This is a genomic window from Streptomyces sp. UG1 (assembly GCF_049974585.1).
GTDB lineage: Bacteria > Actinomycetota > Actinomycetes > Streptomycetales > Streptomycetaceae > Streptomyces.
In genome coordinates this window covers 34828-52251 of sequence record NZ_JBNGGG010000045.1, presented here as the reverse complement: position 1 = coordinate 52251, position 17424 = coordinate 34828, and the positions used below count along the sequence as shown (strand labels likewise).

At 73.1% G+C, this 17424-nt stretch carries 15 protein-coding genes; 11 read left to right on the top strand and 4 right to left on the bottom strand.

All coding sequences use genetic code 11. The features are described 5' to 3' along the window. Position 1 precedes the first annotated feature (1 nt). The 11 genes from ACP4J3_RS39595 to ACP4J3_RS39545 all read left to right on the top strand — a co-directional run bounded on the left by ACP4J3_RS39595 (position 2) and on the right by ACP4J3_RS39545 (position 10681). Positions 2-805 carry an arylamine N-acetyltransferase family protein gene (locus tag ACP4J3_RS39595; RefSeq protein ID WP_426541189.1) on the top strand — a complete coding sequence of 268 codons (804 nt, stop codon included), beginning with the start codon at positions 2-4 and terminating at the stop codon, positions 803-805. 5 nt (positions 806-810) lie between these two features. Further along, the gene (locus ACP4J3_RS39590) at positions 811-2385 is read left to right on the top strand and encodes an FAD-dependent oxidoreductase (protein WP_426541188.1); all 1575 of its coding nucleotides are present in this window, start codon (positions 811-813) and stop codon (positions 2383-2385) included. 80 nt (positions 2386-2465) lie between these two features. After that, the gene (locus tag ACP4J3_RS39585) at positions 2466-2951 is read left to right on the top strand and encodes an RrF2 family transcriptional regulator (protein ID WP_426541187.1); all 486 of its coding nucleotides are present in this window, start codon (positions 2466-2468) and stop codon (positions 2949-2951) included. A 105-nt stretch (positions 2952-3056) separates the two neighbouring features. Next, positions 3057-4541, top strand: coding sequence for an MFS transporter (locus ACP4J3_RS39580; protein WP_426541186.1), 1485 nt, complete (start codon positions 3057-3059; stop codon positions 4539-4541). A gap of 187 nt (positions 4542-4728) precedes the next feature. Continuing rightward, entirely contained in the window at positions 4729-5913 is a 1185-nt protein-coding gene (locus ACP4J3_RS39575; protein ID WP_426541185.1) for an MFS transporter, read from the top strand. A gap of 169 nt (positions 5914-6082) precedes the next feature. Then, a complete protein-coding gene (locus tag ACP4J3_RS39570) occupies positions 6083-6697 on the top strand; it encodes an NAD(P)H-dependent oxidoreductase (RefSeq protein ID WP_426541184.1) in 615 nt (204 codons plus the stop codon). 18 nt (positions 6698-6715) lie between these two features. After that, the gene (locus ACP4J3_RS39565; RefSeq protein ID WP_426541183.1) at positions 6716-7099 is read left to right on the top strand and encodes a YybH family protein; all 384 of its coding nucleotides are present in this window, start codon (positions 6716-6718) and stop codon (positions 7097-7099) included. Between the two features lie 187 nt (positions 7100-7286). Next, positions 7287-7934, top strand: coding sequence for an NAD(P)H-dependent oxidoreductase (locus ACP4J3_RS39560; RefSeq protein WP_426541182.1), 648 nt, complete (start codon positions 7287-7289; stop codon positions 7932-7934). Positions 7935-8107: 173 nt separating this feature from the next. Further along, positions 8108-9736, top strand: a complete 1629-nt coding sequence (locus ACP4J3_RS39555) for a class I adenylate-forming enzyme family protein (RefSeq protein WP_426541181.1) — start codon at positions 8108-8110, stop codon at positions 9734-9736. Between the two features lie 44 nt (positions 9737-9780). Next, positions 9781-9945 carry a hypothetical protein gene (locus ACP4J3_RS39550; RefSeq protein ID WP_361497625.1) on the top strand — a complete coding sequence of 55 codons (165 nt, stop codon included), beginning with the start codon at positions 9781-9783 and terminating at the stop codon, positions 9943-9945. A 151-nt stretch (positions 9946-10096) separates the two neighbouring features. After that, the gene (locus ACP4J3_RS39545) at positions 10097-10681 is read left to right on the top strand and encodes an NADPH-dependent FMN reductase (RefSeq protein WP_426541180.1); all 585 of its coding nucleotides are present in this window, start codon (positions 10097-10099) and stop codon (positions 10679-10681) included. Positions 10682-11277: 596 nt separating this feature from the next. On the opposite strand, the gene ACP4J3_RS39540 is transcribed toward ACP4J3_RS39545, so the two are convergent. The 4 genes from ACP4J3_RS39540 to ACP4J3_RS39525 are packed head-to-tail and all read right to left on the bottom strand — an operon-like array spanning position 11278 to position 17396. Next, the gene (locus ACP4J3_RS39540) at positions 11278-12501 is read right to left on the bottom strand and encodes an FAD-dependent oxidoreductase (protein ID WP_426541179.1); all 1224 of its coding nucleotides are present in this window, start codon (positions 12499-12501) and stop codon (positions 11278-11280) included. Next, positions 12498-13901, bottom strand: a complete 1404-nt coding sequence (locus tag ACP4J3_RS39535; protein WP_426541178.1) for an FAD-dependent oxidoreductase — start codon at positions 13899-13901, stop codon at positions 12498-12500. The genes ACP4J3_RS39540 and ACP4J3_RS39535 overlap by 4 nt, the downstream gene beginning before the upstream one ends. Further along, entirely contained in the window at positions 13898-16027 is a 2130-nt protein-coding gene (locus tag ACP4J3_RS39530) for a molybdopterin oxidoreductase family protein (RefSeq protein WP_426541177.1), read from the bottom strand. Before ACP4J3_RS39530 ends, ACP4J3_RS39535 begins: the two co-directional genes overlap by 4 nt. After that, positions 16017-17396: an MFS transporter gene (locus tag ACP4J3_RS39525; RefSeq protein WP_426541176.1), complete on the bottom strand. Its 1380-nt coding sequence runs from the start codon at positions 17394-17396 to the stop codon at positions 16017-16019. Before ACP4J3_RS39525 ends, ACP4J3_RS39530 begins: the two co-directional genes overlap by 11 nt. Positions 17397-17424: the final 28 nt, after the last annotated feature.

Below are 17424 nucleotides of genomic sequence, written 5' to 3'. Positions count from 1 at the left end.
GATGTTGGACGGCATCATGGACGACTACCTGCGCCGCATCGGAGCGACCCGGCCCGAGCGCGCGGACCTCGAAGGACTCCGCCACGTGATGGAGCGTCACCTTCTGTCGGTCCCCTTCGAGAACCTCGGCTACCACCTCGACGAGGACATCTTCATGGACGAACGCGTCCTGGAGAAGATCGTCCGCCACAACCGCGGCGGCGGCTGCTACGAGGTCAACCCCGCCCTGTCGTTCCTGCTGACCTCGCTCGGCTACGAGGTCGACATCCTGCCGGGCTGGGTGCACCGCCCCGGCGGGGTCCTCGGCCCCTTCCTCGGCCACCTGGCGCTGCGCGTCAAGGCCGACGGCGAGGACTGGCTGGTCGACGTCGGCTTCGGCCGCAACAGCCGCTTCCCGCTGAACCTGGCCTCGCGGAAGGTGCAGCACGACCCGCACGGCGACTACCAGCTGCACGACGTGGGCGACGGCGCCGTCGACGTGTACCTCGGCGGCAAGCCCCTGTACCGGGTCGCCGACCGGCCGGTGACCATCGCCGACTTCGCCCCCACGCTGTGGTGGTACCGCACCTCGCCCGACTCGTCGTTCCTGCAGGGCCTGTTCTGCTCCATCCGCACCCCCGACGGCCTGGTCACCCTCAAGGCCAACAAGCAGGTCAGCATGGTCGCCGGCGAGGAGCGCTCCAAGCGTGCCCTGCAGAGCGAGGCGGAGGCCCTCGAGGCGTACAAGGAGTACTTCGGCATCAGCCTGGACCGGCTGCCCGACGAGCCCGCCGGGGGCGTCACCGCCGGCGTGCGGACGGAATGAGCGCGATGAGCGAGAACCTCACCGGCGCGCCCGACATGGACGTGCTCGTCGTCGGCGCCGGGCCCACCGGCCTGCTGACCGCCGTGGAACTGATGCGCCGTGGCATACGGGTACGTGTCATCGACCGCGCCCAGGCGCCGTCGACCACCCCCAAGGCGCTGTCGGTGTGGCCCCGCGCCCTGGACATCCTCCAGGACGCGGGGCTCGCCGACGGCATCATGCGCGAGTCCGTGGCCGTCAGCCGGCTCAGCTACTTCTCCGAACGCAAGCCGCTCGCCTCCTTCGCCCTGACCGAGGACACCGCCTGCCGGGTGCTGCCGCAGCATGTGACCGAGCGTCTGCTCGCCGAGCGGCTCGCCGAGCTCGGCGGCAAGGTGGAGCGCGGGGTGCGGCTGCTGGCCCTGGAAGGCGTGGACTTCTCCGGCGACATCGGCGCGAGCGAGGGTGTCACCGCCGTCGTGGAGCTGCCCGACGGCAGCGTCGACCGCATCCGGGCGCCCTTCGTGGTCGGCGCCGACGGCGCCGGCAGCGCGGTGCGCGGCCAGCTCGGCATCGGTTTCCAGGGCAGCACCTACGAGATGGCCTTCGCGCTGGTCGACGCGCGGATCGAGGGCGAACTCCCGCCGGACGAGTGCCTGTTCTACCAGGCGCCCAGCGGTGCCCTGGTGGTCGTGCCGATGCCCGGCGGCGTCCACCGCTTCCTGTCCGTCATGCCGCAGGGCCGGGGCGAGGTCTGCCTGGAGATGATGCAGGAGATCCTCGACGAGCGCGGGCCGCGCGGGGTGCGGCTGACCGAGGCGGTGTGGCAGGCGGTCTTCCGCGTGCACGCCCGGCACGCCTGCGACTTCAGCGTCGGGCGCGTCTTCCTCGCCGGCGACGCCGCCCACGTGCACAGCCCGGCCGGCGGCCAGGGCATGAACAACGGCCTGCAGGACGCCCAGAACCTGGGCTGGAAGCTGGCCGCCGTCATCCGGGGCCAGTCGCCGGCCTCGCTGCTCGCCAGCTACGGCACCGAGCGCTCGGAGGCCACCCGCCAGATCGTGCGCGACACCGACCTGCAGACCCGTGCCTGGGTGGCGAACAGCAGGGCCAAGGTGCTCGCCCGGGACACCGCCTTCAAACTGCTCGACCGCACCGGCGTCGTGTCGCGGTTCTACACCCCGGTGATGGCCGGGCGGCGCCTGGCCTACCCGCCGGTGCGCGACACCCAGCGGCCCTCGGGGATCGCCGGCTGCCGGGTCCGGGGCCGGATACCGGGCGGCCTGAAGGACGGCGCCGTCTTCCCGCGGCGCCACGCCCTCGCATACGGCATCAGCGGGCCGGGCGCCGACCCGCACGCCTGGACCCTGGTCCTCGCGCCGCCGTCGGACGCCTGGCGCACCGAGGCCGGGCACGTCGCGGCCCGTCACGGCGAGGCGGTGCGCACGGTGGTGCTGCGGCGCCGCGAGAGCGCCTTCGCCACCGGCTGCCGCAGCGCCGGGTACTGGCTGGTGCGCCCCGACGGGCACGTCGCGGCACACGGCCACGAGGCCGATCTCGGCCGTCTGGAAGCCGAGCTGAAACATGCTCTGAACAGCTAGAACGGGCACACCCAAGGCGACTTGACATTAAAAGAGGCCGGCCCTTCTGGCGGACATCGAGGATGCGTAATGTCCAGAACATGAAGCTGCGAGAGGGCGTGGAATGGGCGGTGCACTGCTGCATCAACCTGTCCTGGATCTCCCCTGACAGGGCGGTGCCGGCCGCCAGGCTGGCCGAGTTCCACGACCTGCCCACGGCTTACCTGAACAAGCAGATGAACGCGCTGGGACGAGCCGGCATCGTCTCGTCCCGCTCCGGCCCTCGCGGCGGATTCCGTCTCAACCGTGAACCGGAGGAGATCACCCTGATGGACGTGGCGGCGGCCATAGACGGTTCGGCACGGGCCTTCCTGTGCACGGGCATTCGCCACCAGGGCCCGGCCGGCCGCATCGCCGGCCCGGCCGGACACCGCACCCCCTGCACCGTGGCCCAGGCCTTCTCCAGTGCGGAACTGGCCTGGCGGCGCAGGCTGGCGGACCAGACGATCGCCGATCTGGCGGACGAGGTCCGGCGGGCGAACCCCGCCGCACCGGACCACGTACGCCACTGGTTCGACCGGACCTGAGCCGGAGCCAAGAGCGCACCCCCTGTACTGCGCCGGGGCCGTTCCCCCGGCGGTGGCGCCTCGCGCGCCTGTCGAATTTCCGACCCCGTAGTGAAAGGCACAGTCATGCCGTCTTCGGCCACAGGCGCCGCCACCGAGGCACCGCGCCGGCGCCCTGGACTCCTCCTGGCGCTGCTGGCGTTCGCCCAGCTGATCATCTCCATCGACTACAACATCGTCTACGTCGCACTCCCCGAGATCGGCGACGGACTCGGGTTCTCCGCCCAGTCCCTGCAGTGGGTGGTCAGCGCCTACGCCGTCGCGTTCGGCGGGTTCCTGCTGCTCGGCGGCCGGGCCTGCGATCTGTGGGGGCCACGGCGCATCTTCGTCCTCGGCCTGTCCCTGTACGGGGTGTCCTCGCTGCTCGGCGGCCTGGCCACCGACCCCGGGGTACTGGTCGCGGCCCGCGCGGTGCAGGGCATCGGCGGCGCCTTCCTCTTCCCGGCGACGCTGACCCTGGTCTCCACCAAGTTCGCCGAGGGCAAGGAGCGCAACCGCGCCTTCGCCGTGTGGGGCACCGCCGGCGGTTCCGGAATGATCCTCGGTTCGCTGCTCGGCGGCGTCCTCACCGAGGCCTTCGGCTGGGAGTCCGTCTTCTTCGTCAACGTCCCGCTCGCCGTCCTCGCGATCCTGTTCGCCTTCCCGCTGATCGCCCCCGACATCCTGAGCGGCAGCGGCCGCTCCTTCGACCTGGCCGGTGCGCTGACCTCCACCGTCGGCACCACGTCCGTCGTCTTCGCCCTGGTCCAGGGCCCGGAGTCGGGCTGGGGCTCGGGTCTGATCATCGGCGCCTTCGTCCTCGGCGTGGCGCTGCTGGCCGCCTTCCTCGTCATCGAGAAGCGCAGCAGTGACCCGCTGATGCCGCTGCGCCTGTTCCGCAACCGCAACCTGAGCACCGGCGCCGCGGTCACCTTCCTCTACATGGCGACCTTCGGCACCCTGCTGTACTTCCTGACCGTCTACTTCCAGGGCGTGCACGGCTACAGCGCGCTGGAGACGGGCCTGGCCTTCCTGGTCCCGATGGTCGCCATCGCCATCGGCGCCCAGACGGCGGGCCGCCTGGCCACGAAGTACGGTCTGCGCGCCATCATGATCACCAGCCTGCTGGTGGGCCTCGTCGGCACCGTCATCGTGGGCCTGACCCTGGCCACCGACGGCTCCTACGCCGCGCTGATCCCCGGCATGGTCGTCATGGGCCTCGGCCAGGGCGCCGGCTACACGCTGATGTTCGGTGCCGCCACGGTCGGCGTGGACCCGATGGAGCAGGGCATCGCCTCCGGCTGGGCCTCCACCACGCAGCAGGTCGGCGGTGCGGTCGGTCTCGCCATCCTGGTCGCCATCGCCAACTCCGGCCTCGACGGCCTGCAGGGCGAGGCGCTGCGCGCCGCCACCAACGACGGCCTGCGCACCGCGGTGCTCATCGCCGCGGCCGGTATCGCGCTGACCGCGCTGGTCGCCCTCGGCCTGCAGAAGCCGAACAAGCAGCGGGCCGTCGCCCAGGGCGGGGCCGCGGCCACCGCCTCCGACGAGCCGCAGACCGCCCAGGTCTGATCCGCTCTCCGGCGCGCCGCCCGGGCGCGCCGGACGCCGGGCCCCTCGCACCGATCATTCCCCCGCGGGTGCGGGGGTTCGGCATGTCACCCCTCCTCTCCAGACAAGTCCCCTTTCTTCGAAAGGTACTTGACACATAGTCGGCCGCCGGTTGCCGCGGCCGGAGGACCCTGACGAAGGTCGGTGTATGTCGAAATCATCGGTTGCCGAGGCCCCGCCCTCGGCGGCGCCGCGGACCGCACCGTTCGCCGCGACCGTCGCGACCGTGTCCGTCATGGGCGTGCTCGTGGTCGGCCAGATGTACGTCACCATCCCGCTCATGCCCGAACTCGCCGGCGCCTGGCGCGTGCCGGCCGGGTCGGCGGCGGCCTCGACCACCGCGTTCGCCTTCGCCCACGCCGTGGGCTCGCTGTTGAGCGGCCCGCTGTCCTCCCGCTTCGGGCGGCGCACCGTCATGGTGGCCAACGTCCTCGCCATGGCCGTCGTCACCGCCCTGCTGCCGCTGGCCAGCTCCCTGACCGCCGGAGTAGGCCTGCGCGCCCTGCAGGGCCTGTTCGCCGGCTCCTTCATCCCCATGTCGTACGCCTATCTGCACGCACGCATCGCCCCGCACCGCGTCTCCACGGCCCTGACAGTGGTCTCCGCCTGCATGGGGGCCACGGTGGTGCTCGGCCAGGTCGAGGCGCAGCTGGTGACGGCGTGGCTCGGTTGGGTGTGGGTGTTCTGGGGGACCGTGCCGTTGCTGCTCGTGGGGGCAGCCCTCTCCTGGCGGGTCCTGCTGCCCGAAGGGCGGCTGAGTGCGGGCGGCCCACTGGGCCTGAGGGCCGCGCTGGGCGCCCGGATGGTCCCGCTGTACCTGGTCATCCTGGTCGGCGCGGGCAGCCTCACCGCCGTCTACACCGGAGTCCAGTTGTACGGGCCCGCCGACGTGGTGGGCGGCGGCGCGCCGCTGCTCGTGCTGCGCGCCAGCGCCCTGCCGGCGCTGCTGGGCGCCGTCCTTCTCGCCCCCGCGCTGGCCCGCGTGCCCGCCTCCCGCCGCGCCGTCGGCGCGCTCGTGGTGACCGCCGGCGCGATGCTGGCCGCCGCCCTCGGCGCGGACGACGCCGTCGCCCTCGGGGCCTCCCTGTTCGTGTTCATGGCGGGCTTCTCCACGCTCGGCCCCGCGCTCATCCAGTCGGTCGGCGCCCGCGCCGGGGCGGCGGCCCAGACCACGGCGATCGCCCTGTACGGCTTCACGCTCAACGTGGGAGCCGGGGCGGGCGCCCAACTCGCCGCGTTCTTCGACCGCTTCACCCCGCTGGCGCTGTTCCTGGCCCTCGCTCTGGCCGTCGCCGCCGGCGGCGTCCTGCGCCGCCGCCGTAAGAGCCTGTGAACAAACCCCCGCCGAGCAGGCGGGGGTTTGTTCACAGGCTCCACGACCTGACGCACTCGCGGGCCCTTCGTTGCCGCGCCCCCGCCCGGCGGACCACGATGCGGACAGCGCCGCACACTCCACCGCCCACGTAACTCATGACCCCCGTACGCCCAGGGAGCGCCCGACCATGACCAACGTCGCCGTCATCTACTACTCGTCCACCGGCTCGACCCACCGGCTCGCCCAGGCCGCCGCGGACGCCGCGGCCGCGGAGGGCGCCGAGGTGCGGCTGCGCCGGGTGCCCGAGCTCGCCGCCACCGGACGGCCCGGCTCCGCGGAGCACGCCGCCGAAGTGGCGGACATACCCGAGGCGACGCTGGACGACCTGGAGTGGGCCGACGCCGTCCTGCTCGGCTCGCCTGTCCACTTCGGGCTGGCCGCCCCACAGTTGATGCAGTTCATCAACACGACCTCGTCGCTGTCGATCCACGGCAAGCTGCTCAACAAGGCGGTCTCCGCCTTCGCCTCCGGTTCCGCCGAGCACGGCGGCCAGGTGACGACGATCCTCGCGCTGCACAACGCGATCTGCCACTGGGGCTCGGTCATCGTCGCCACCGGCTCCGCCGATCCGGTGCTGTACGAGAAGAACAACGGCAACCCGTACGGCGCGAGCACCGTGGCCGGCAACCGCATCGGCTTCATCCACAGCGAGAACGTCGGCGCCATCGCCTACCAGACCCGCCGGACCATCCAGGTCGCCGCGGCCCTGAAGGCCGCCGCGGCCGCCCCGGCCGCCGCCTGATCCCAAGGAGGAGACATCATGGCAGTCAGCGACCCGGCCCTGTTGCCCTCGACCTTCGTCGAAGCCTTCAACGCCAAGGATCTCGGCGCCATCGACCGGCTCTTCGAACCGGAGGCGGTGCGGGTACTGAAGCCCGGCGTGGTGGTCACCGGTGACGGCCGCCGCCAGGCGACCAGCAGCTTCCTGGCCCTGGGCGTCCCGATCGAGATCAGCCTCCGGCACACCTACGTCTACGACGACACGGCCCTGCTGATCGGCGACTTCGTCATCGACGGCACCAAGCCCGACGGCGAGTACGTGCACATCGAGGGCACGGCCACCGACGTGGCCCGCCGCGGTTCCGACGGGCTGTGGCGCTACATCATCGACAACCCGCCGGGCGTCGAGACGGGCGGGCAGTGAACCGCCGCCCACTCGCCGACGCCGTGCGAAACGGCAGGAAAAACCGGCTGCCCGCCCGGAAGAGGGAGGTACTTGACGGACTAATGAATTCAAGTGGCCGCCCGGCGCGGCCCGCGACACCATGGAGCACGCACCCAGCAGCCGGAAACGGCGCGAGCACCCAATCCAATGAGGGAGCAGTACGGCCATGACCAATGTCGCCATCGTTTACTACTCGGCCACCGGAAACATCCACAAGCTGGCTGTCGCCGCCGCCGAGGCGGCGCAGAAGGCAGGGGCCGAGGTACGGCTGCGCAGGGTCGCGGAGATCACCGACGAACCGCTCGCGCCCAACTACAAGGAATGGACCGAGGCCAACAACGAGCACGCGGCCGCCGCCCGCGAGGTGCCGGTGGCCGCCATCGACGACCTGGACTGGGCCGACGCCGTCATCTGGGGCACCCCGGGCCGCTACGGTCTGCTGGCCGGCCCGCTCAAGCACTTCATCGACCAGACCTTCGAACTGCACGCCCGGCGCGGCCTGATGAACAAGGCGATGTCCGCCTTCACCTCGACAGGCACCCCGCACGGCGGCCAGGAGTCCACGATCCTGTCCCTGAGCAACGTCTTCTACCACTGGGGGGCCGTCATCGTGCCGCCCGGCGTCACTGACGACATCCTGCTCACGCCGAGCAACGGCAACCCGTACGGTGTCAGCGCCACCTCGGGTCTGCAGGCCATCCCGGGCCACCTCGCGCAGAACGTCACCGACGACAACCTCGCCGCCGTCGGCTACCAGACCGTGCGCACCCTGCGGGTGGCCGAGGCACTCAAGCAGGGGCTGGAGAAGGACTGACGCTTTTGATTTCCGCACCAGAACCCGGGCCGCGCATCCGCGCGGCCCGGGTTTTTCTTTGGTTGACGAGATGACGCATTAACCGGCTCTTTCTTCCTGGTGAATGGCTTCCTGTGGGATTTTTTTCAGGGGAGTTCCCATTTTGTGTGTCGGTTCTCAGAGGAAGAGTTCTGATGTTTAAGGTGCCGAAGAGCAAGAAGTTCCTCTACCTCGGGGTCGTCTCCGAGCGTGCGGCCGAGAAGTACGGCGACACCCCGATCACGCTCGACCACGACATGGAGGCCTTCCCCGGGGTGGGCCGGAAGCTGACCGTCGCCGAGTTCGCCGGCCTCGTGGCCGACACCGCCAACCGGCTGTGGGCCGCGGGGGTGCGGCCCAGCGAGCATGTGGCCGTGCACAAGACGTCGAGCTTCGACATCACGGTGCTGGCCTGCGGCGTGGCCCGGATCGGCGCGGTGCCGGTGATGCTCTCCCCGCACCTGGACGGGGAGTCGATCGGCAAGCTGCTCCAGCGGCTGGAGCGTCCCACCCTGCTCACCGACGAGGCGAAGCTGACCGGTCCGCTGGCCGGCCTGCCGCTGCGCGAGCTGACCGTGCGGACCGTCACCGCGACCGGCTCCCACCCGGACGCCGTCTGCCTGGCGGACCTCGCGGGCGCGCCCGAGCGCCGGCCGGTACTGCTCGACCCCGACCAGCCGGCCCTGATGACGCACACCTCCGGGACCACCGGCATCCCCAAGCTGGTGGTGCACTCGGCGCGCTCGCTGGGCGCCCGCGGCAACTGGCAGGACAAGGTCGTCTCCTTCATCCGCAAGCGGGAGACGGTCGCCATGCACGTGTCGTACGTGCACTCGCGGATGTACCTGGGCCTGGCCGTGCTGCAGATGCGCGGCATGCCGATGGTCTTCATGAGCGACGGCAGCCCGAAGCACGTCGCCGACATGCTGGTCCGCCACCGCCCCGGTGTCCTGGAGACCCACCCCAACTCGTTCCTGGAGTGGGAGGAGATGCTCGAGGACCCGCGCCGGCCGATCTCCAACGTCAAGTACTTCAACAGCACCTTCGACGCCATCCACCCGAGCACGATGCACAAGTTCCTGCACGCCACGGACCGCCGCAGCCCGGTGTTCCTCCAGGTGTACGGGCAGAGCGAGTGCGGCCCGCTGGCCGCCCGCACCTACCGGCGCCGCAACGCCCTGAAGGCCGACGGCCGCTGCCAGGGCTACCCCACGCCCGGCATGACCAAGTACCGGCTGGTCTCCCGGGGCGGTGCCAAGCCGTCGAAGGAGAACCCCGGCTACATCGACGTCTCCACGGCGGGCCGCGCGCTGACGTACTACGGCGAGCAGGAGCGCTTCGACAAGCAGGTCATCGGCGAGTGGTGGCGCGGCGGCGACGTCGGCTACCGCACCAAGTGGGGCTGCCTGCACCTGCTCGACCGGGAGGTCGACGTGATCCCGGGCATCGACTCCACCCTCGAGATCGAGGACGCGGTGCTGCACAAGCTGGACGAGCTGACCGAGCTGGTCATCGTGCCCGGCCCGGACAAGCGGCCGGTGCCGGTGGTGTGCACCCGCGGCGACCAGCCGCTCGACCCCGAGCGCTGGCAGGCCGCCGTCGCCGACCAGCCCGCGCTGTGCCCGCCCGTCCAGCGCCGGCTGTCCGACCTGCCGCGCACGGCCACCGCGAAGATCCGGCGGCTGGAGCTGGCCCGGCAACTGGCCGAGACGCTCGCGCCGGCCCGGGCCGCCGACGAGCCGCTGAACACGACCCCGGAACGGACCGGGGCCGCCGCCCGCTGAAGCGCTTCGGCGGGCAGGCCGACCGAGTGAAGGGAGAGTTACGGGTGACAGCGCATCAGACGCCCGTGGGGTGGGCGCAGGACACCGGGCGCGGTCCGGCACCCCCGGACCCGGGCTTCCTGGAGGTCTGGGCGAGGTCCGCCCCGATCCGCCTGGCCGGCTACGAGGACGACCTCGCCGAACCCCACATCCTGCAGGGCGTCGACTGATCCCCTGACGGTCCACCGACTGCCGGGCCCGCCGCACGAGGGCGGGCCCGGCAGTGGTGCGGTCCCATCGAATTCTTCGATTCGACTTGGAAACCCGCATGCGGGTTTGTTCTTCTGTTGGTGGAGGACTGACCGTCGTGAAAGGGCTGACATGTCGAGTGACCGCATCCGCGTGGCCGTGATCCTGTCGAGCGTACGCAAGGGCCGCTTCGGCCCCACGATCGCGAACTGGTTCGTCGGCACCGCCGACCAGCGCGATGACCTCGAGGTCGACCTGGTGGACCTGGCCGACTTCCCGCTGCCCACCGCCATGACCGACCAGCCGACGCCCGAGGTCGCCGAACTGCTCGGCGCGTTCTCGGCACGGCTGTCGGCGGCGGACGGCTTCGTCGTGGTGACGCCCGAGTACAACCACAGCTTCCCGGCCGCGCTGAAAGCCGCCGTGGACTGGACCCAGAACGAGTGGCACGCCAAGCCGGTCGGCTTCGTCGGCTACGGCGGCCTCGCCGGCGGTCTGCGCGCCGTCCAGCAGCTGAAGCACATCTTCACCGAGCTGCACGCCGTTCCGGTCCGCGACGCCGTCAGCTTCCATGGCCCCTGGGCGCAGTTCGACTCCGAGGGCACCCTGACGGAGCCCGCGGACGCGGAGGCGGCCGCCAAGGTCCTCTGGGACAAGCTGAGCTGGTGGGCGCTGGCCACCAAGGAGGCCAAGGCCCGCCGCCCGTACGACAACTGACGCCCCGCCGGGACGACCCCGGCCACCGGGCCGCACCCACCACCCCCGGGCCGCGGCCGGGGCATGACCTCCCCGCGGCCGTCCCCGGCGCCCCACCCCTGGCGCCGGCCAGGACGGCACCGCACCACCACCCAGGACCGCGGGTCCGCGCCCACCCCCCTGACGCGGCCCCGCGACAAAGACCCTGCCGAGCATCCGGTCTCCTCCACACCCGGGTTCTCGGCAGGGTCTGGGGCGTGTCGGCGCACCGAACGAGGGTGTGTGCACCGGCACGCCGAAGCAGCGGGGTCCGGCAACCAGAGGGACGGCCGCCGGACCCCGCCAACTCCACTCACCGGCACCCAGGAGACGCGGGCCGCCTGGGCGACGACGCCCGGTGAAGCGGTCCGCACCGCCGGCCGGCACTGCTCAGGAGACGTCGACCGCCCGGGGCGGTGACGAGACCGGTGAGGTCGGGTCGCGCCATGGGGCCCGCGGCGCTCAGAGGGCGTTGGGTGCCGGGGTCGGTGACGAGCATGGTGAACCCAGGGTGCGGCGTGCAAGCGGCGCCGGGCGTGGCGGCGAACAGCCCGGTGGGTCGGGCCGGGGCGTGGGGTTCAGGCAGTGGCTGTGGCTGTGGACAGCAACTCGTCGGGGGATGCGGTCAGCTGGCGGCCGGTCAGAGCGCGTAGCAGTGGGTACACGCCGGTGTCGCCGGCCAGGACGCCCCCGAGGACCGTGCGGCCGTCCGGGGCCAGGACCACCTTCGCGTAGGTGCCGGCGCGCCGGTCGTCCCGTACGTACTCGATCGCCCCCTGCGAGCGCGCGTGCGCGTCGCCGAAGCCGGCCACCTCCACGCCGAGAAGCTTGAGCTTGGCGGAGGCGTCCGCCCCGGCGAACGCCTCGCCCGGCACGCCGAGCAGCTGCCGGGCCACGGTCTCGGCCATCCGGAAGCCGGGAGCCGCCAGCCCGTGGCAGCGGCCCGCGACGGCCGCGCACTCGCCGATCGCCCAGATGCGCTCGTCCGCGGTGCGGCACCACTCGTCCACCAGAAAGCCGCCGCGCTCACCCCGCTCGAGCCCCAGCCCGGCGGCGAGTTCGTCACGCGGCCGCACCCCGGCGGCGAAGACGACGAGCGCGGCGTCCAGCACCGTGCCGTCGGCCAGTTCGACCCGATCCGCGCGGCCGTCCGCGCCCGCGCCGACCGCGTGCAGCGTGGTGGAGCAGTGCACGCCCACCCCGAGCCGCTCGATCGCCCCGGCCAGCACCCGCCCGCCGCCCTCGTCGATCTGCTGGGCCATCAGCCACGGCGCCATCTCCACCACATGGGGCCGCATGCCCAGCAGCCGGAGGCCGTTCGCGGCCTCCAGACCGAGCAGCCCGCCCCCGACCACCACCGCGTCCCGGCCCGGCACGGCGGCCGCGCGGATCGCCGCGACGTCCTCCACCGTCCGGTACACGAAGCACCCTGGCAGATCGTGTCCGGGCACGGGCGGCACGAACGGCCGCGACCCGGTGGCCAGCACCAGCGCGTCGTACCCGAACTCGGTGCCGTCGCCGCAGGTCACCTTCCTCGCCCCGCGGTCGACACCGCTCACCGTGGTGCCCGGACGCAGCGCGAGGCGGCGGTCGTCGAGGACGCCGGGTCCGGCGAGGGCGAGGTCGTCGGGCGTGGCGCCGTCGAGCAGGGAGGACAGCGCCACCCGGTCGTAGGCGGCCCGCGGCTCCTCGCCGAGCACGACGACGCGCCACCGCCCCTGGGCATCGCCGGCGAGCATCTCCTCGACCAGCCGGTGGCCCGCCATGCCGTGGCCGGCCACGACCAAGGTCTGCGTCGTCACGGCGTCGCTCCTTCCACGGTGGTGTCGTCGCCGGCGCCGGCGAGCGCCGTGCACAGCTCCCGTATGGCCGAGGTGCAACTGCCGCAGCCCGTCGTCGCCCGGGTCGCCCGGGCCAGCGCCGCGCTGTCGTGCGCGCCGCGGTGCCAGGCGTCCTTCACCGCCTTCCTGGTGACGTTGTTGCAGTGGCACACCACGGCCTCGTCCGGCAGTGCCCCGTCGCCCGCGTACTCGCCGTCGGCGCCGGTCAGCAGCGCCAGCAGGTCGGCGGGCACCGGCTCGTCGCGCAGGTACAGCCGGCTCACGGCGGCGACGGCCGAGGGCGAGCCGACGACGGCCCCTTCGTGGATGCGCCCGCCGCGCAGCACGAGCCGGGCATGGCGGCCCCGTGCCCTGTCCAGCAGCGAGACCGTCTCGCCGGTGTCCGCCCCGGGCCCGGCCGGCGGGAGGACGACCATGTCCTTGCCCGGGGTGCGCGGCCGCAGCACGCGCCGCCCGGGTTCGTACGACTGCCCCCGCCCGGTGAGGATCCGGGCGAGCGCCTGCGCCTGCTCCCACGCCCGAAGCACCGTCGTGCCGACCGCGCCCGCGTGCTCGGCGCAGTCGCCGATCGCGTGGATGTGCGGATCGCCGGTGCGCAGCAGGGCGTCGACGACCACCCCCGCGCGCACGTCGAGGCCGCTCGCGCGGGCCAGTGCGGCCTCCGCCACCGTGCCCGTGCACAGCAGCACGGTGCCCGCCGCCAGCACCTGGCCGTCGTCCAGGACCACCTTGCCCGGCACGTACTCACCGGCCCGGCGGCCGAGGTGCAGCGTGACGCCCCGGCCGGCGAGCCACTCGGCCACCACGGCCGAGCCCGCCGCGTCCAGGTGACGGTCCATCAGCCGGTCCGCGGGATGGACGAGTGCCACCTCGTGCCCGGCCCGGCGCAGCGCCCGGGCCGACTCCACGCCGCGGATCCCGCCGCCGAGGACCACGACGGGTCCCTCGGACAGCGGACGGCAGTCGGCCGCGGTGCGCACCGCGCGCACCCCCTCGGCGAGCCGTCCGGGCGCGGTCGTGAGCCCCGGCACCCGCGGCACCCGCGGCCGGGCGCCGGTGGCCAGCACCAGGACGCCGTAGGGCAGTTCACGGCCGTCACTCGTGCGCACCGTGCGGCGCAGCCGGTCGACGGCGGTCACCCGCATCCCGGTCAGCTGCCGTACCGCCGCGGGCAGCGCGGGCAGCGACAGCCGGCCGGCGTCGAGTGTGCCGTCCAGGACCGAGCCGAGCAGGGCCCGGTTGTAGGCGGGCCGCGGCTCGGCGCCGACGACGGTCACCTCACCCGCGTATCCGTACCGCACCAGCAGCGCGGCCAGCCGGTGCGCGGCCGGGCCGCCGCCCGCGACGACGACGCCGCTCACGGCCGCTCACCCACCGGCCGGACGCGCACCGCGCTCACCTTGAACTCGGGCATACGGCTGCGCGGGTCGAGCGCGTCGCCGGTGAACAGGTTGGCGCGGGCGGCGCCGGGAAAGTGGAACGGCACGAACACGGTGTCCGCGCGCACCGTGCGGGTCAGCCGCACCCGCGCCCGGGCGGTGCCGTGCGCCGAGCCGATCTCGGCCAGCTGGCCGTCGGCCAGGCCGAAGCGCCGTGCGGTGTCCGGGTGCATCTCGACGACCGCCTCCGGCGCGGCCGCGACCAGCTCGGGCACCCGGCGGGTCTGCGCGCCCGACTGGTACTGGGCCAGCACCCGGCCGGTCGTCCCGTACAGCGGGAAGTCCTCGTCGGGCTCCCGGGCGGGCGGGCGGTGCTCCACCGCCGCGAACCTCGCGCGCCCGTCCGGGTGCGCGAACCGGTCCAGGAAGGGCCGAGGCGTCCCCGGATGACCACTGCCACCGCCATCGCCGCTAGGACCACCGCCGTTGTCGCCGTCGGCCGGGCAGGGCCAGTGCAGCGCCTCGCCGGCGTCCAGACGTGCGTAGCTGATGCCCGAGTAGTCCGCGCGGCCCCCGGCCGAGGCGCGGCGCAGCTCGTCGAAGACCTCTTCGGGCCGGGTGGGGAAGCGGTCGGCGCTCTGCCCGAGCCGGACCGCGAGCGCGTGCAGCACCTCCAGGTCGGTGCGCACACCGGGCGGCGGGCTCAGATGGGCACGGCGGCGCAGCACCCTTCCCTCCAGGCTGGTCAGGGTGCCCTCCTCCTCGGCCCACTGGGCCACCGGCAGCACCACGTCGGCGAGCGCGGCCGTCTCGGACGGCACGAAGTCGGCCACCACCAGCAGGTCGAGGCCCTCGAGCCGTTCGGTGACATGGGCGGCCCGGGGCGCCGAGACGACCGGGTTCGCCCCGAACACCAGCAGCGCCCGCGGACCTTCGGCCCCGCCGAGGGCGTCCAGCAGCTCGTACGCGCTGCGGCCAGGCCCCGGCAGCGTGTCCGCGTCCACCCCCCACACGGCGGCCACATGGGCGCGGTCCGCCGGGTCGGTGAGCGAGCGGTAGCCGGGCAGCTGGTCGGCCTTCTGGCCCATCTCGCGGCCGCCCTGCCCGTTGCCCTGCCCGGTCAGCGTGCCGAAGCCGCTGCCCTCCCGGCCCGGCAGGCCCAGGGCGAGCGCCAGGTTGACGAACGCGGCGACCGTGTCGGAGCCCTTGCTGTGCTGCTCGGCGCCCCGGCCCGTCAGGACGTAGGCCCGGCGGGCGCCGCCGAGCATCCGCACCGCCGCGCGCAGGTCGTCGGCCGGCACCCCGGTGACCTCCTCCACCCGCTCCGGCCACCAGGGGAGGCAACTCTCCCAGGCCGCGTCGAAGCCGGCGGTGCGCGCGTCCACGTACTCCTTGTCGACCAGCCCCTCGGTGACCGCCAGATGCAGCAGACCGAGGGCCAGGGCGAGGTCGGTTCCCGGGGCCGGCCGCAGATGCAGCGCGGCCCGCTCGGCGGTGCGGGTGCGGCGCGGATCGACCACCACGAGGTCCGCCCCCTCCAGGTGGCGCATGAGCGGCGGCATCGTCTCCGCCGGGTTGGCCCCGGCCAGCAGGATCACCTCGGCCCCGTCCAGGTCGGTGACCGGGAACGGCAGACCGCGGTCGAGCCCGAAGGCCGCGGTGGTCGCCGCGGCCGCCGACGACATGCAGAACCGGCCGTTGTAGTCGATCTGACTGGTGCCCAGGGCCACGCGCGCGAACTTGCCGAGCGTGTACGCCTTCTCGTTGGTCAGCCCGCCGCCGCCGAACACCCCGACCGCGTCGGAGCCGTGCCGCGCGCGGATCTCCCGCAGCCGCCCGGCCACCAGGTCCAGCGCCTCGTCCCACCCGGCCGGCGCGAGCTCACCGTCGGCCCCGCGCACCAGGGGCGTCAGCAGCCGGTCGGGGGCGCCGAGCACGGCGGGTGCCGTCCACCCCTTCTGGCACAGCCCGCCCCGGTTGACGGGGAAGTCGGCCGAGGGCCGCACCGCCACACCGCCCCGCTCACCCGACAGCACGGTGGAGCACTGCAGCGCACAGTACGGGCAGTGGGTGGTGCTCTGCCGCCCGGTCCTCTGCTCAGCGCACATGGGAGGCACGCACCCGTTCGGTGACGGACAGCGCATCGGGCCTGCGCCCGCCGCGCACGTACACCGCCCACAGCACCGCGGCACACAGCCCGTAGAAGGCGAGGAAGGCGTAGAACGCCGGCTCGCCGCTGCCCAGCCGGCCGTAGGCCGAACGGAAGGCGAGGTTGATGGCGACCCCGCCGAGCGCGCCCACCGCCCCGGCGATACCGATGACGGCCCCGGACAGGCGGCGGGAGCGGGCGAAGGCGGCCGCGGCGTCGTGACCGGAGGTGACGGCGACCTCCGCCTGCCGGGCGAAGACCGCCGGGATCATCTTGTACGTCGAGCCGTTGCCGATGCCGCTCATCACGAACAGCGCGGTGAACCCGGCCACGAACAGCGGGAACGAACCGCTCTCGGTGGCCCACAGCAGGACGGCGATCCCGCCCGCCATCCCGGCGAACGCCCACAGCGTCACCCGCGCCCCGCCGAACCGGTCGGCGATCCGGCCGCCGAGCGGGCGGGCCACCGAGCCGAGCAGCGGCCCGAGGAAGGTGAACGAGGCGGCCTCGAGCGGCGTGGACCCGAACTGGCTCTGCAGCACCAGCCCGAAGGCGAACCCGAAGCCGATGAAGGAGCCGAACGTACCGATGTACAGCAGCGAGATCCACCAGGTGTGGGCACTCGCGGCGGCCTCACGCTGCGCGCCCCGCTCGGTGCGCACCACGGCCACGTTGTCCATGCGCAGCGCGGCCAGCACCGACACCAGCGCGATCAGCGGCAGATAGAACGCGGCGACGTACGCCGGGTGGGTGTCCCCGGCGACGGAGATCACCAGCAGGCCGAGCAGCTGGACCGCGGCGACGCCCAGGTTGCCGCCGCCCGCGTTCAGGCCGAGCGCCCAGCCCTGGTGGCGCTGCGGATAGAAGGCGGTGATGTTCGTCATCGAGGAGGCGAAGTTGCCGCCGCCCGCCCCGGCCGCCGCGCCGATCAGCAGGAACACCCACAGCGGGGTGCCCGGCCGCTGCACGAAGTACGTCGTCGCCGCCGTCGGCACCAGCAGCACCAGCGAGGCGAACACGGTCCAGTTACGGCCCCCGAACCGGGTCACCGCATAGCTGTAGGGCAGCCTCAGCAGCGAGCCCACCAGGGTGGGCACCACCACCATCAGGAACTTCTCGTCGGGCGCGAAGTCCAGTCCGATCCTCGGCGACATGAACAGCACCAGGACCGACCACATGCTCCACACGGAGAAGCCGACGTGCTCGGAGAGCACCGACAGCACCAGGTTGCGCCGGGCGATGCGCTTGCCGCCCCGCTCCCACAACTCCTCGTCCTCGGGGTCCCAGTTCTCGATCCACCGCCCTCGGGCGGCGCGTGCGCTGGCCATCTTCTCCTCGGCTTTCTCCGGGTCGTAC

Excerpts from the sequence above, each read along its gene's own strand:
- ACP4J3_RS39545 (WP_426541180.1), top strand. The coding sequence starts at position 10,097 with ATGTCGAGTGACCGCATCCGCGTGGCCGTGATCCTGTCGAGCGTACGC.
- ACP4J3_RS39580 (WP_426541186.1), top strand. The coding sequence starts at position 3,057 with ATGCCGTCTTCGGCCACAGGCGCCGCCACCGAGGCACCGCGCCGGCGC.
- ACP4J3_RS39590 (WP_426541188.1), top strand. The coding sequence starts at position 811 with ATGAGCGAGAACCTCACCGGCGCGCCCGACATGGACGTGCTCGTCGTC.
- ACP4J3_RS39555 (WP_426541181.1), top strand. The coding sequence starts at position 8,108 with ATGTTTAAGGTGCCGAAGAGCAAGAAGTTCCTCTACCTCGGGGTCGTC.
- ACP4J3_RS39595 (WP_426541189.1), top strand. The coding sequence starts at position 2 with ATGTTGGACGGCATCATGGACGACTACCTGCGCCGCATCGGAGCGACC.
- ACP4J3_RS39525 (WP_426541176.1), bottom strand. The coding sequence starts at position 17,396 with ATGGCCAGCGCACGCGCCGCCCGAGGGCGGTGGATCGAGAACTGGGAC.
- ACP4J3_RS39575 (WP_426541185.1), top strand. The coding sequence starts at position 4,729 with ATGTCGAAATCATCGGTTGCCGAGGCCCCGCCCTCGGCGGCGCCGCGG.
- ACP4J3_RS39530 (WP_426541177.1), bottom strand. The coding sequence starts at position 16,027 with ATGTGCGCTGAGCAGAGGACCGGGCGGCAGAGCACCACCCACTGCCCG.
- ACP4J3_RS39565 (WP_426541183.1), top strand. The coding sequence starts at position 6,716 with ATGGCAGTCAGCGACCCGGCCCTGTTGCCCTCGACCTTCGTCGAAGCC.
- ACP4J3_RS39560 (WP_426541182.1), top strand. The coding sequence starts at position 7,287 with ATGACCAATGTCGCCATCGTTTACTACTCGGCCACCGGAAACATCCAC.
- ACP4J3_RS39585 (WP_426541187.1), top strand. The coding sequence starts at position 2,466 with ATGAAGCTGCGAGAGGGCGTGGAATGGGCGGTGCACTGCTGCATCAAC.
- ACP4J3_RS39570 (WP_426541184.1), top strand. The coding sequence starts at position 6,083 with ATGACCAACGTCGCCGTCATCTACTACTCGTCCACCGGCTCGACCCAC.